The 14,082-nt window shown below is 41.1% G+C and carries 15 protein-coding genes and 3 pseudogenes; all 18 read left to right on the plus strand.

The genetic code is table 11. The annotated features are described in order from the left end of the window. Positions 1-29: 29 nt before the first annotated feature. Complete coding sequence (purF, locus tag FJR73_RS07530) at positions 30-1,472, plus strand: amidophosphoribosyltransferase (RefSeq protein WP_140834211.1); 1,443 nt, start codon at positions 30-32, stop codon at positions 1,470-1,472. Positions 1,473-1,510: 38 nt separating this feature from the next. Further along, the gene (purM, locus tag FJR73_RS07535) at positions 1,511-2,530 is read left to right on the plus strand and encodes a phosphoribosylformylglycinamidine cyclo-ligase (protein WP_140834212.1); all 1,020 of its coding nucleotides are present in this window, start codon (positions 1,511-1,513) and stop codon (positions 2,528-2,530) included. After that, positions 2,527-3,072 carry a phosphoribosylglycinamide formyltransferase gene (gene purN, locus FJR73_RS07540; RefSeq protein ID WP_140834213.1) on the plus strand — a complete coding sequence of 182 codons (546 nt, stop codon included), beginning with the start codon at positions 2,527-2,529 and terminating at the stop codon, positions 3,070-3,072. Before purM ends, purN begins: the two co-directional genes overlap by 4 nt. After that, positions 3,073-3,246 carry a hypothetical protein gene (locus FJR73_RS10175; RefSeq protein WP_181146625.1) on the plus strand — a complete coding sequence of 58 codons (174 nt, stop codon included), beginning with the start codon at positions 3,073-3,075 and terminating at the stop codon, positions 3,244-3,246. Positions 3,247-3,272: 26 nt separating this feature from the next. Continuing rightward, positions 3,273-3,425, plus strand: a pseudogene (locus tag FJR73_RS07545) (bifunctional phosphoribosylaminoimidazolecarboxamide formyltransferase/IMP cyclohydrolase PurH); the annotation flags it as partial. A 65-nt stretch (positions 3,426-3,490) separates the two neighbouring features. Then, a pseudogene (locus FJR73_RS07550) lies at positions 3,491-3,634 on the plus strand (formyltransferase family protein); the annotation flags it as partial. 199 nt (positions 3,635-3,833) lie between these two features. Further along, positions 3,834-5,381 (plus strand): bifunctional phosphoribosylaminoimidazolecarboxamide formyltransferase/IMP cyclohydrolase, encoded by a 1,548-nt coding sequence (gene purH, locus FJR73_RS07555; protein WP_140834216.1) that lies wholly within the window; start codon positions 3,834-3,836, stop codon positions 5,379-5,381. 121 nt (positions 5,382-5,502) lie between these two features. Then, positions 5,503-6,765, plus strand: coding sequence for a phosphoribosylamine--glycine ligase (gene purD, locus FJR73_RS07560; RefSeq protein ID WP_140834217.1), 1,263 nt, complete (start codon positions 5,503-5,505; stop codon positions 6,763-6,765). Between the two features lie 82 nt (positions 6,766-6,847). Then, on the plus strand, positions 6,848-6,976 hold the full coding sequence (locus FJR73_RS10450; RefSeq protein WP_140834259.1) for a phosphoribosylaminoimidazole carboxylase: 129 nt from the start codon (positions 6,848-6,850) through the stop codon (positions 6,974-6,976). A 26-nt stretch (positions 6,977-7,002) separates the two neighbouring features. Next, on the plus strand, positions 7,003-7,494 hold the full coding sequence (gene purE, locus FJR73_RS07570) for a 5-(carboxyamino)imidazole ribonucleotide mutase (RefSeq protein ID WP_140834218.1): 492 nt from the start codon (positions 7,003-7,005) through the stop codon (positions 7,492-7,494). Beyond that, positions 7,481-8,554 carry a 5-(carboxyamino)imidazole ribonucleotide synthase gene (gene purK / locus FJR73_RS07575; protein ID WP_140834220.1) on the plus strand — a complete coding sequence of 358 codons (1,074 nt, stop codon included), beginning with the start codon at positions 7,481-7,483 and terminating at the stop codon, positions 8,552-8,554. The genes purE and purK overlap by 14 nt, the downstream gene beginning before the upstream one ends. Before the next feature lie 11 nt (positions 8,555-8,565). Further along, the gene (locus tag FJR73_RS07580) at positions 8,566-9,264 is read left to right on the plus strand and encodes a PIN-like domain-containing protein (RefSeq protein ID WP_140834222.1); all 699 of its coding nucleotides are present in this window, start codon (positions 8,566-8,568) and stop codon (positions 9,262-9,264) included. Then, on the plus strand, positions 9,245-10,042 hold the full coding sequence (locus tag FJR73_RS07585; RefSeq protein WP_235888726.1) for a hypothetical protein: 798 nt from the start codon (positions 9,245-9,247) through the stop codon (positions 10,040-10,042). The genes FJR73_RS07580 and FJR73_RS07585 overlap by 20 nt, the downstream gene beginning before the upstream one ends. A gap of 40 nt (positions 10,043-10,082) precedes the next feature. Then, a pseudogene (locus FJR73_RS07590) lies at positions 10,083-10,317 on the plus strand (phosphoribosylaminoimidazole carboxylase). Between the two features lie 9 nt (positions 10,318-10,326). Beyond that, positions 10,327-11,334 carry a hypothetical protein gene (locus FJR73_RS07595; protein WP_140834226.1) on the plus strand — a complete coding sequence of 336 codons (1,008 nt, stop codon included), beginning with the start codon at positions 10,327-10,329 and terminating at the stop codon, positions 11,332-11,334. A 168-nt stretch (positions 11,335-11,502) separates the two neighbouring features. Then, complete coding sequence (locus FJR73_RS07600; RefSeq protein WP_140834228.1) at positions 11,503-12,285, plus strand: GIY-YIG nuclease family protein; 783 nt, start codon at positions 11,503-11,505, stop codon at positions 12,283-12,285. Positions 12,286-12,321: 36 nt separating this feature from the next. Next, the gene (locus FJR73_RS07605; protein ID WP_140834230.1) at positions 12,322-12,738 is read left to right on the plus strand and encodes a hypothetical protein; all 417 of its coding nucleotides are present in this window, start codon (positions 12,322-12,324) and stop codon (positions 12,736-12,738) included. Between the two features lie 40 nt (positions 12,739-12,778). Then, positions 12,779-14,077 (plus strand): adenylosuccinate lyase, encoded by a 1,299-nt coding sequence (gene purB / locus FJR73_RS07610; RefSeq protein ID WP_140834232.1) that lies wholly within the window; start codon positions 12,779-12,781, stop codon positions 14,075-14,077. Positions 14,078-14,082: the final 5 nt, after the last annotated feature.

The following is a 14,082-nucleotide window of genomic DNA, read 5'->3' on the forward strand; positions in this document are numbered from 1 at the left end:
CGATTGCAAATGAAAATTAGGTATAAAAAATGACATACGAAGTAAAATCTCTTAATGAAGAATGTGGTGTTTTCGGTATCTGGGGACATCCAGATGCTGCTAAATTGACCTATTTTGGTCTCCACAGTCTTCAACACCGTGGTCAGGAGGGGGCAGGAATCCTCTCCAATGATCAGGGGCAATTGAAGCGCCATCGTGACATGGGGCTTTTATCAGAAGTGTTCAGAAATCCTGCTAATTTGGATAAATTGACAGGAACTGGTGCGATTGGTCACGTGCGTTATGCGACTGCTGGCGAAGCTTCTGTAGATAACATTCAGCCTTTCCTCTTCCGTTTTCACGATATGCAGTTTGGCTTGGCTCATAATGGGAATCTGACCAATGCGGCCTCTCTCAAGAAAGAATTGGAAGATAGAGGAGCCATTTTCAGTGCGACTTCGGACTCTGAAATCTTGGCTCACCTCATTCGTCGCAGTCACAATCCGAACTTGATGGGAAAAATCAAGGAAGCGCTCAGCCTTGTCAAAGGTGGTTTTGCTTATATCTTGCTGTTTGAGGATAAGTTGATTGCGGCTCTTGACCCAAATGGTTTCCGTCCACTTTCTATCGGGAAAATGGCTAATGGAGCGGTGGTTGTTTCCTCTGAAACTTGCGCTTTTGAAGTCATTGGTGCCGAGTGGATTCGTGATTTGAAACCAGGTGAGATTGTGATTATTGATGACAAGGGCATCCAGTATGATAGCTATACAGACGATACCCAGTTAGCAATCTGTTCTATGGAGTATATCTATTTTGCCCGCCCTGATTCTAATATCCACGGTGTCAATGTCCATACGGCACGTAAGAGAATGGGGGCTCAACTAGCGCGTGAATTCAAGCATGAGGCGGATATCGTGGTCGGTGTGCCCAATTCTTCCCTCAGCGCGGCTATGGGATTTGCGGAAGAATCTGGTTTGCCAAATGAAATGGGTCTTATCAAGAACCAATACACCCAACGTACCTTTATCCAACCGACTCAAGAATTGCGGGAGCAAGGGGTGCGTATGAAACTGTCTGCTGTTTCTGGTGTTGTAAAAGGCAAGCGTGTGGTTATGATTGATGACTCTATTGTACGTGGAACAACCTCTCGTCGTATCGTTCAGCTCTTGAAAGAAGCGGGTGCAACTGAAGTTCACGTTGCCATTGGTAGTCCAGCGCTAGCTTATCCATGTTTCTATGGGATTGATATCCAAACCCGTCAGGAGTTGATTGCAGCCAATCATACGGTCGAAGAAACGCGTCAGATCATTGGAGCTGACAGCCTGACTTACCTCTCTGTTGAAGGTTTGATTGATTCGATTGGGATTGAAACAGATGCGCCAAATGGTGGTCTCTGTGTCGCTTACTTTGACGGTGACTACCCAACACCTCTCTACGACTACGAAGAAGACTATCGTAGAAGTTTGGAAGAAAAGACAAGTTTTTACAAGTGAGTTACTGAGATTCTCCATAAAAGAAAAGGAATAAATAAATGACAAAAAATGCGTACGCCCAATCGGGTGTGGATGTTGAAGCGGGTTATGAAGTTGTTGAACGAATCAAAAAGCACGTGGCTCGTACGGAGCGTGCAGGTGTCATGGGAGCGCTGGGCGGTTTTGGTGGTATGTTTGACCTTTCAAAGACTGGGGTTAAAGAACCCGTCTTGATTTCAGGAACTGACGGTGTCGGAACCAAGCTCATGTTGGCTATCAAATACGACAAGCACGATACTATTGGTCAGGACTGTGTGGCCATGTGTGTCAATGATATCATCGCTGCAGGTGCGGAGCCCCTCTATTTCCTTGACTACGTCGCAACTGGCAAGAATGAACCAGCTAAGCTAGAACAAGTGGTTGCTGGTGTTGCAGAAGGCTGTGTGCAGGCAGGCGCTGCCCTCATTGGTGGGGAAACGGCTGAAATGCCTGGCATGTACGGCGAAGATGACTATGATTTGGCTGGTTTTGCGGTCGGGGTGGCTGAAAAATCTCAAATCATTGACGGTTCAAAGGTGGCAGAGGGAGATGTTCTTCTCGGACTTGCTTCAAGTGGGATTCATTCCAATGGTTACTCCCTCGTCCGTCGTGTCTTTGCGGACTACACAGGTGAGGAAGTCCTGCCAGAATTGGAAGGCAAGAAACTCAAGGAAGTTTTGCTTGAGCCGACTCGTATCTATGTCAAGGCTGTCTTGCCCCTCATCAAGGAAGGCTTGGTCAACGGCATTGCCCATATCACAGGTGGTGGCTTTATTGAGAATGTCCCTCGTATGTTTGCAGCTGATTTAGCAGCTGAGATTGAGGAAGACAAGGTTCCAGTGCTTCCAATTTTCAAAGCCCTTGAAAAATACGGTCAGATCAAACACGAAGAAATGTTTGAAATCTTCAATATGGGTGTGGGGCTTATGCTGGCAGTTAGCCCTGAAAATGTAAGTCATGTCAAGGAATTGTTGGATGAACCAGTTTATGAAATTGGTCGCATCGTCAAGAAAGAAAACGAAAGTGTCATTATCAAATGAAAAAAATAGCGGTTTTTGCTTCTGGTAATGGCTCAAATTTTCAGATGATTGCCGAAGAATTTCCAGTGGAGTTTGTCTTTTCAGACAATCGTGATGCCTATGTACTCGAGCGTGCAGACAAGCTCGGCGTTCTGTCCTATGCTTTTGAACTCAAGGAGTTTGAGAGCAAGGCAGACTACGAAGCGGCCCTTGTCGAACTCTTGGAAGAACACCAGATTGACTTGGTTTGTCTAGCAGGCTACATGAAAATCGTTGGGCCAACCTTATTGGCGGCTTATGAAGGACGAATTATCAACATTCACCCAGCCTACCTGCCAGAATTTCCAGGAGCTCATGGGATTGAGGATGCTTGGAATGCTGGTGTTGCTGAGAGTGGTGTTACCATTCACTGGGTGGACTCTGGAGTGGATACAGGCAAGGTTATCAAACAAGTACGTGTACTGCGACTAGCTGATGATACCATTGACAATTTTGAAACTCGGATTCATGAGGCGGAGTACAAGTTGTATCCAGAGGTCATTAGAGAATTGTTGGACAAGTAAATGAAAAAATGGTTGGAAACACTTGCCTTGATTACCTTGGCAATTATTCTACGTTTACTAGTAAATTTTTTCTTCCCAGAGATTCCTTATTGGGGGAGATTTTTACTGACAGTAATTTTGGGAGTCTTGGTAATCGTCTCCCTACACTTTATGAATCGAAAAATGCGTAGGTAGAGAGTTTGAAAATGAAAGGAAAAAAGATGACTAAACGCGCTTTAATCAGCGTCTCAGACAAAGTGGGCATTGTTGAATTTGCCCAAGAACTCAAAAAACTTGGTTGGGAGATTATCTCGACGGGTGGGACCAAGGTTGCCCTTGATAATGCTGGGGTGAGCACCAGTGCCATTGATGATTCATATGATATCTTTGATTTTAAATTGGAGTCAGTATTTGTTGAAGACGGCTTCAAACGGAGGTATCGGGTGTGGACACTGGTAAGATCATCAAACAAGTTCGTGTGCCGCGGCTGGCTGATGATACCATAGAGAGTTTTGAAACTCGGATTCATGAGGCAGAGTACAAGTTGTATCCAGAGGTCATTAGAGAATTGTTGGACAAGTAAATGAAAAAATGGTTGGAAACACTTGCCTTGATTACCTTGGCAATCATTCTACGTTTACTAGTAAATTTTTTCTTCCCAGAGATTCCTTATTGGGGAGATTTTTACTGACAGTAATTTTGGGAGTCTTGGTAATCGTCTCCCTATACTTTATGAATCGAAAAATTCGTAGGTAGAGAGTTTGAAAATGAAAGGAAAAAACATGACTAAACGCGCCTTAATCAGCGTCTCATACAAAGCGGGCATTGTTGAATTTGCCCAAGAACTTAAAAAACTTGGTTGGGATATTATCTCGACAGGTGGGACAAAGGTTGCCCTTGATAATGCTGGGGTAGACACCATTGCGATTGGTGATGTGACTGGTTTTCCAGAGATGATGGACGGTCGTGTCAAGACCCTTCACCCAAATATCCATGGTGGGCTCCTTGCTCGTCGTGATTTGGATAGTCACTTGGAAGCAGCCAAGGAGAACCAAATTGAGCTTATCGACCTTGTAGTGGTCAATCTTTACCCATTTAAGGAAACCATCCTCAAACCAGATGTGACGTACGCTGACGCAGTTGAAAATATCGATATCGGTGGGCCATCTATGCTTCGCTCAGCAGCGAAGAACCACGCCAGCGTGACAGTTGTGGTAGACCCTGCTGACTATACAGTGGTTTTGGGAGAGTTGTCAGCCAATGGTGAAACGACTTACGAAACGCGTCAACGTTTGGCAGCCAAAGTTTTCCGTCACACAGCGGCTTATGATGCCTTGATTGCAGAGTATTTCACTACTCAAGTGGGGGAAAGCAAACCTGAAAAGCTGACCTTGACTTATGACCTCAAGGAAGCCATGCGCTATGGGGAAAATCCTCAGCAGGATGCAGACTTCTATCAAAAGGCTTTGCCAACAGACTACTCAATTGCATCAGCCAAACAGCTCAACGGTAAGGAATTATCCTTTAACAATATCCGTGATGCGGATGCTGCCATTCGTATCATCCGTGACTTCAAAGACCGTCCAACCGTTGTGGCTCTCAAACACATGAATCCATGCGGTATCGGTCAGGCTGATGACATTGAGACTGCTTGGGACTACGCTTATGAGTCTGACCCAGTGTCTATCTTTGGTGGTATCGTTGTTCTCAACCATGAGGTGGATGCTGCGACAGCTGAGAAGATGCACGGCGTTTTCCTTGAAATCATTATCGCACCAAGCTATACGGATGAAGCGCTAGCCATTTTGACCAACAAAAAGAAAAACTTGCGTATCCTTGCCTTGCCATTTGACGCACAAGACGCTAGCGAAGTGGAAGCAGAATACACAGGCGTAGTAGGTGGACTTCTGGTGCAAAACCAAGACGTGGTCAAGGAAAGCCCAGCTGACTGGCAAGTGGTGACCAAACGCCAACCAACAGAGACAGAAGCAACCGCCCTCGAGTTTGCTTGGAAGGCTATTAAATACGTCAAATCAAACGGAATCATTGTAACCAACGACCACATGACACTGGGTGTTGGTCCAGGTCAGACTAACCGTGTGGCTTCTGTTCGCATCGCTATTGACCAAGCTAAAGACCGTCTGGACGGCGCTGTGCTTGCTTCGGATGCCTTCTTCCCATTTGCGGATAATGTGGAAGAAATCGCCAAAGCAGGTATTAAAGCCATCATCCAGCCAGGGGGCTCAGTTCGTGACCAAGAGTCTATCGAAGCAGCAGATAAATATGGCTTGACTATGGTCTTTACAGGCGTGAGACATTTTAGACATTAAGAACGTTAAAGGGAAGAGAACAGTTTCTTTCCTTTTTTTGATTAAAAGGCAGAACGAAACGAGATTAAAACGAACGTTTATGTTATAATATTAGTAAATAATTCGCAAAAGAGGTTGAGAAATGAAACTGCTTGTTGTCGGTTCGGGTGGTCGTGAGCATGCGATTGCTAAAAAGTTACTTGAATCAAAAGACGTTGAAAAAGTCTTTGTAGCTCCTGGGAATGACGGTATGACTCTTGATAGTTTGGAATTGGTAAATATCTATATTTCCGAACATTCTAAATTGATTGAGTTTGCAAAAGCCAACGATATTACTTGGACCTTTATAGGGCCAGATGACGCCCTTGCGGCTGGTATCGTAGATGATTTCCATGCAGCTGGTCTCAAAGCCTTTGGTCCGACAAGATTGGCAGCAGAGCTGGAGTGGTCCAAGGATTTTGCCAAGGAAATCATGGTCAAATACGGCGTTCCGACAGCAACCTATGGCACATTCTCAGATTTCGAGGAAGCCAAGGCCTATATCGAAAAGCAGGGTGCGCCTATCGTCGTCAAGGCGGATGGCTTGGCGCTTGGGAAGGGTGTCGTCGTTGCTGAGACGGTTGAGCAAGCGGTCGAAGCCGCTCACGAGATGCTTTTGGACAATAAATTTGGTGACTCAGGTGCGCGTGTGGTTATTGAGGAATTCCTTGAAGGAGAGGAATTTTCACTCTTTGCCTTTGTCAATGGTGATAAGTTCTACATCATGCCAACAGCTCAGGACCACAAACGTGCTTATAATGGCGATAAGGGACCTAACACAGGCGGTATGGGAGCTTATGCACCAGTTCCTCACTTACCACAGAGCGTAGTTGTCACAGCGATTGACACTATTATCAAACCAGTCCTTGAAGGAATGATCAAAGAAGGCCGTCCGTATCTTGGTGTCCTTTACGCAGGGCTTATCTTGACAGCGGATGGACCTAAGGTCATCGAGTTTAATGCTCGCTTTGGAGATCCAGAAACTCAGATTATCTTGCCTCGTCTGACCTCTGATTTTGCACAAAATATTACTGATATTTTGGAAGGTAAAGAACCAGCTATTACTTGGACGGACAAGGGTGTGACTCTGGGTGTGGTTGTCGCATCCAACGGTTACCCGCTAGAATATGAAAAAGGTGTCAAGTTGCCAGCTAAAACCGATGGCGACATTATCACCTACTATGCAGGTGCTAAGTTTGCGGAAAATAGCAGAGAACTGCTCTCAAACGGTGGACGTGTCTATATGCTCGTCACCACCGCAGATACCGTCGAAGACGGACAAAACATTATTTACAGTGAACTCGCCCAACAAAACACAGAAGGCCTCTTTTACCGAACCGATATCGGAAGTAAGGCAATTAAGTAAAGATATAAGAATAACGCGACGAAGTCGCCAAATACGATAATGGTCGCATAACTTGCGAGCGTTAGCGAGCTAATATAGAACAATCACCGCCGTTGTCAAAGAACGATTGGATGATAATCCAATCGTTCAGGGAAATTGGAAGACCTTGGGCTTCCGATTTAGGCATGAGACACCTTTGGTGGCTGCTGCCGTCCCTCACAACTTAAGGTGATTGAAAAAAGAAGAAAAGGAAAAATTATGACTAAACCAGTAATTTCCATCATCATGGGCTCCAAATCCGACTGGGCAACCATGCAAAAAACATCCGAAGTCCTAGACCGTTTCGGAGTTCTTTACGAAAAGAAAGTTGTTTCTGCCCACCGTACACCAGACCTCATGTTCAAGCATGCTGAAGAAGCACGTAGCCGTGGGATCAAGGTCATTATTGCAGGTGCTGGAGGCGCAGCCCATTTGCCAGGAATGGTAGCTGCCAAAACAACCCTTCCTGTCATCGGCGTACCTGTTAAATCACGTGCTCTTAGTGGCGTGGACTCGCTCTATTCTATCGTTCAGATGCCGGGTGGTGTGCCTGTTGCGACAATGGCTATCGGTGAAGCTGGTGCGACAAATGCGGCTCTCTTTGCCCTCCGTCTTCTTTCAGTAGAGGATCAGGCTATCGCGACAGCTTTGGCAGATTTCGCAGAAGAACAAGGAAAAATCGCAGAGGAGTCGACAAATGAGCTCATCTAAAACAATCGGAATTATCGGTGGTGGTCAGCTGGGACAGATGATGGCCATTTCTGCTATTTACATGGGGCACAAGATTATCGCGCTGGATCCAGCGGCGGATTGTCCAGCCTCTCGTGTAGCGGAAATCATCGTGGCTCCTTATAATGATGTGGATGCCCTCCGTCAGTTGGCTGAGCGTTGCGATGTCCTTACCTATGAGTTTGAAAATGTCGATGCTGACGGTTTGGATGCTGTCATCAAGGATGGGCAGCTCCCTCAAGGAACCGACCTGCTTCGCATCTCCCAAAATCGGATTTTTGAAAAGGACTTTCTCTCAAACAAGGCCCAAGTCACTGTAGCACCTTACAAGGTTGTGACCTCAAGCCAAGACTTGGCAGATATGGACCTGTTGAAAAACTATGTCCTCAAGACTGCTACAGGTGGCTATGATGGGCATGGACAAAAGGTCATTCGCTCGGAAGCAGACTTGGAAGAAGCCTATGCGTTAGCTGACTCAGCAGCCTGCGTTTTAGAGGAATTTGTCAACTTTGACCTTGAGATTTCTGTCATCGTGTCTGGTAATGGTAAGGACGTGACGGTTTTCCCAGTTCAGGAAAATGTCCACCGTAACAACATTCTATCTAAGACCATTGTTCCAGCTCGAATTTCTGAGAGTTTAGCAGACAAGGCCAAAGCCATGGCAGTGCGAATCGCAGAACAACTGAACTTGTCTGGAACACTTTGTGTGGAAATGTTTGCGACTGCTGATGACATCATTGTCAATGAAATTGCGCCACGTCCACACAATTCTGGTCACTACTCGATTGAAGCCTGTGATTTCTCTCAATTTGATACCCACATTTTAGGCGTTCTGGGAGCACCATTGCCAGACATCAAACTACATGCGACAGCTGTCATGCTCAATGTCCTCGGCCAACACGTCGAGGTTGCTGAAAAATATGTCACAGAAAATCCAAGCGCCCACCTCCACATGTATGGTAAAATAGAGGCGAAGCACAACCGCAAGATGGGGCATGTGACTTTGTTTAGTGATGCGCCGGATGAGGTTGTAGGATTTTAGGAGAGAATCGTATGGAATACTATGAATTTAAAGAAGATATAATAGATCAAGATTTCAATTTTTATTTTGATACTAGCGCTTTACTCTCTTTGTATCGAAAACAAAAAGAATTAGTTGAGTATTTTGATGAGAATATTCGAAATGTTAACAATGATATCCGAATTCCTTCGACTGTACAAAAAGAATATAATAGAAATGTATCAAGTGCTAAAATTCATTTAAAAAATGAATTAATTAAAAATACAAAAAAATTCCAGAAAAATATTTTTGACAAGGTAAATCAGAGTTTAACCCAAATTTCTGATCTTCTTTCAAATAGTGATTCAACTGATTTAGATACATTTGTGAAGTTGCAGGATGATTCGATCGAAAAGTTATCAATACTTAATGATTTTATCAAAAAACTAGAAATATCTGAAAACGTGGAAAAAATAGATAAAGTTTCAGAGCTTATGGATAATTTTTTAATGTTATCAGACAACTTACTTCCGGCAATATCGATGGTGGAGCAAATAAAATTGATGAACGAGGGTTATACTAGAGCTAAACATCATTTTCCTCCGGGTTATATGGATATGAAGGATAAATATCATGGTTTAAAAAAAGAAGCTTTAAAAAAAGAGTCATGGTCAAAAGAAGCCGGAAGAACTTATAAGATATCTGGGCGATTACTTTATTTGGGCAGAGATAATAAAAGATATTTTGAATAAAGAAAAGAATGCACTGTTTATTACCTCGGATTTAAAAGAAGATTGGTGGGAGATACCGAAAAAAGATTATGATTTGGTATCATATGAAGCTAGAAAGGAATTGGTTCAAGAATTCAATGAATTAACTGGCAAGAGGATAAGATTCATTCCATTTGATTTATTTGTTAGCTTTCTAGAGAGTTATAATAACCAAGAATCTTTGTACAATTATTTGTTCCAAAATATAGCTGAAATAGAGTCGATGGTCTCAGATCAAGTTTTGAGATTTGTTGGGGAAAATGAGAAGCATATTATATCGTGCGATGATATTATTTGGAATTCAGATGTAACAAAAGGATACGTTTCATATGATTATGTAATAGATGTTACAGACAAAGAAATAATTTCGGTGGAAATTAATTCTTTTGATGAGGACGACAATGGAGGCTTCTCTGTAGAACTTATTGTTAGTGTTAATATATATGGATATTTTAATGTTTCTTCTGGACTGGAGGGTGAAACTTATCATTATGTAGAAGGTGATTTCACTAAAGAGGATATTCTTATTCATGTAACAATTAACTTTTCTTCGAAGCAAGTGACTGATTTAAAAAATATTATGATAAATTCTGACTTGGACGATTTCGATAGAATAGTTAAGGAAGCAGAAGTAAGGGAAATAGATTTAATTGATAGTGGTATTATTGACCTAGATCATGATGACCCTGATGAAAGTGCCTTATTAGATTATTATCAATGGGAATGGGATAGAGATGAGGAGCGGTTTGCAAAATGGTAAATTTATAAAAAGCAAAGATTGTCTAACAAATTGAACAATTATTACGAAGCAAATCATTGTCAATTCTTTTGTTGAGGAAGAGAAGATTAGAGTTGTCTTAGAGGTCTTATGTTCAAGTGTAGACTATGAAAAGGTATAAGCTAAATATGATGAACTAGTAGTTCAGAGTCTAAAAAACTATTCAGTTATTTAAAATGTACCTTTAGATATGAGATATGGATTTGAGTACACTAGATTACTATCCATCTGTATTTATTGGGAAAGAAGAATTTTAGTGGGGCGATATGGTAAATTTTAATATCCTTGAATATGAACAAATGATTGGTGATTTAATTCACGATACTTTTTATATAGGACTGACAAAAAGAGGGAAAATAAAAGGGATTAGGCAATTCTCAGAAGTTATAGTTAGAAAAATATTAAATATTGGAAGTGATACTCATTTTACATTAGGGAAAGCTGAGCATATGGAACAATTTAAGAAACTTTCCGAAAATAGGAGAATATATTTAAAAGTTTCAATTGAGAAGATACGTCCATTAGGTAACGATGGAACACATACTCAACATACCGAAGAGTTTTCTAATGATGAACTCAATCAAGTAAAAGATGGCTTATTTGATTTATATGCTTATCTGTTTATTGATTATTTTTTGAAGTATCCTATGAATTTATTATCTCCCACTCAGGTTATGCGTGATTTTTCGCTGTTGCCTCCAATTATAAGATATAAGGCTTTAAAGTATTTGTATGATAGTGAAGCTAATTTACAAATTGCAAATAGATATTGTTTATCAATTATTAAAACTTTTAATAAATTGACTGCTTTGAATTGGTTAGAGAATGAGAAAAGTAAACTTCTCCAACTATATTATCCTAATCAGGAGGAAGCTGAGGAATACTATATTAAGAGAGGAGTTCCTGTTTCTGCAACCCAATTTACAGTGAGTATTCAATTGTGGAAGTTCGATAATGTTTATGATCTATTACTTGACAAAGTTACTGACAGTAGAACAGATAAAAATGAATCGGGCAAACTATATTCTAATTTCGAACAAGCAAAAAAATATTATGAAAATAATAACGTTCTTACATCAAGTAATATAGAGGAATCTAAACAGTATTATAAGGCCGTAAAAAATAAATTCTCTAACGATATTGAAAAAGTTAAAAATTATTATAGATTAAATAATTTATATTTTCCAGAAAACGATGAACGTACTTTTGATGAATTTAGAGATTTTGGAGAATTGATGGAATTCGTGTTTATGGGAAGGAGTAGAAATAACTAGGGAATCTTTAGCTCGTTTATTGGAATAGTTCGATGAATACAAGTTTCGATACCTGAATATTCGGAAATTATTTAGAAATCTATAATATATCTATGGATACGGATTTGAATACATTAGAAACTCTTCATCTTTTTGGATTAGGAGAGAGGATATTGAGTGAGAAAAATAATGACTAAGTGTTTAATTTGTGGGAAAAAAGGATTTTTCTTAAGAGTCAATCAAGAAGGTATTTGTTTTACTTGTGAGTCAAAAAATTCTTCTCTATTGTATAGAAATAATATCCAAATTGAAGAAACGAACAGAAAAAATCCGCTAACTTCTTTGAATAACGATTATTATGTCTATGCGTGGAAAATCAAGGATACTGGAGAAATATTCTATATTGGTAAAGGAAAAGGCGATAGAGCATACAGCAAACACGATAGAGCGTACGAAGCAGAGAAAATAAGAGCTCAGTACGAGACAGTTATAGAAATTCTAAAAGATAATTCACCAGAAGAAGAGGTTCTTGACTACGAGTCTATAGAAATCAAAAGAATCTTAAATGAAACAACGCATAGATTAACAAATAGAATTATACCGTTTGATATTAAACGTGATAATGGATATGGACCTGCTTTGTCAACGCCTACTTATAAATTTGAGACATCGCCTGTACTATTTGCAAGCGAAATTGATGAACATTATTTTAAAACAAAGTACAGGCCTTTTGATGAAGTTGAACTAGCTATGCTACAAAAAGTGTATTTTGTTGAAGGAAGTATTTCACAACAAGAGGCTACAATAGTTTATGGGGGAGAATTCAATAAATATTTATCAGATGTCCAAAGATGGTTAAAACAAATTAATTCAACTATATTGAAAACTCGCTTTGCTAAATCAGTTACTTCTTGGATTTATCTATCTGATGATTCTGTTGTCAATTATGAAGTAAATATGAAAAATGCATAGGAAAGAATTGGTTGTAAAATCCCATGTTATCATTTAATGGATGTATGGAAATATTTACAACAATTAAGTTTACCAAATCATGAGGAGTTGTCGTATAGTTTTAATTCTTTACGTAGTTCATATAATAGAATTCCAATTGAGAAAATTAAGAATTTGAATGATTTTGATAAGGCGTTTGACCAAGGGTTTCCTTTGTTTCAGAAAGGTCAAAAACTAAGAAAACAAGGTGAAATAGAGCAGGCTATAGCTTTATATGATAGAGCTCGATCTTTAGGATATGACGCACCAGCCTTATATAATGAATATTCAAAAGCTTTTCGTAGTTTGAAACAATATGCAGATGAGATTTTAATTTTAGAAGAAGCAATCTTAAGGAGTTCACAAGAGGATAAAAAAGCAAGTTGGCAATTGAGATTAGAGAAAGCTAAAGAGCTTTTGAATAGAAGTAGATAATATTTGTAAATTTTTTAAAAAGAAAGGAAAAATTAACAACATGATCAACCGTTACTCTCGCCCTGAAATGGCGAACATTTGGAGTGAAGAAAATAAATACCGTGCTTGGCTTGAGGTGGAAATCTTGGCTGACGAGGCATGGGCTGAGTTGGGGGAAATCCCTAAGGAAGATGTGGCTTTGATTCGTGAGAAAGCAGACTTTGACATCGACCGTATTTTGGAGATTGAGCAGGAGACTCGTCACGATGTGGTGGCCTTCACACGTGCGGTTTCTGAGACTCTTGGTGAAGAGCGTAAGTGGGTCCACTATGGTTTGACTTCTACTGACGTGGTGGATACGGCCTACGGTTACCTTTACAAGCAGGCCAACGACATCATCCGCCGTGACCTTGAAAACTTCACCAACATCATCGCTGACAAGGCTAAGGAGCACAAGTTCACCATCATGATGGGTCGTACCCACGGTGTGCATGCTGAGCCGACAACTTTTGGTCTTAAATTGGCGACTTGGTACAGTGAAATGAAGCGCAACATCGAGCGTTTCGAGCATGCGGCTGCTGGTGTTGAAGCTGGTAAGATTTCGGGTGCGGTTGGGAACTTTGCCAACATCCCACCATTTGTAGAGGAATATGTCTGCGACAAATTGGGTATTCGTGCTCAAGAAATCTCTACACAGGTCCTTCCTCGTGACCTTCACGCTGAGTACTTTGCGGTTCTTGCTAGCATTGCGACTTCTATCGAGCGTATGGCGACTGAGATTCGTGGTCTGCAAAAATCAGAACAACGCGAAGTAGAAGAATTCTTTGCTAAAGGGCAAAAAGGTTCATCTGCAATGCCTCACAAACGCAACCCTATCGGTTCTGAAAACATGACAGGTCTTGCGCGTGTTATCCGTGGTCACATGATTACAGCCTATGAGAACGTGGCTCTCTGGCACGAACGTGACATCTCTCACTCATCAGCTGAGCGCATCATCACACCAGATACGACCATCTTGATTGACTACATGCTCAACCGTTTTGGAAATATCGTCAAGAACTTGACGGTCTTCCCAGAAAACATGATCCGCAACATGAACTCGACATTTGGTTTGATTTTTAGCCAACGTGCTATGTTGACCTTGATTGAAAAAGGGATGACTCGTGAGCAAGCTTACGACCTTGTTCAACCAAAAACAGCCTACTCTTGGGACAATCAAGTCGACTTTAAACCACTTCTTGAAGCAGATCCAGAAGTAACATCACGCCTCACTCAAGAGGAAATCGACGAGATTTTCAACCCTCTTTATTACACTAAACGAGTGGATGATATCTTTGAACGTCTTGGACTTGGTGATTAATTAAA

Source organism: Streptococcus sp. D2 (assembly GCF_006385825.1).
Classification (GTDB): Bacteria; Bacillota; Bacilli; order Lactobacillales; family Streptococcaceae; genus Streptococcus; species Streptococcus shenyangsis.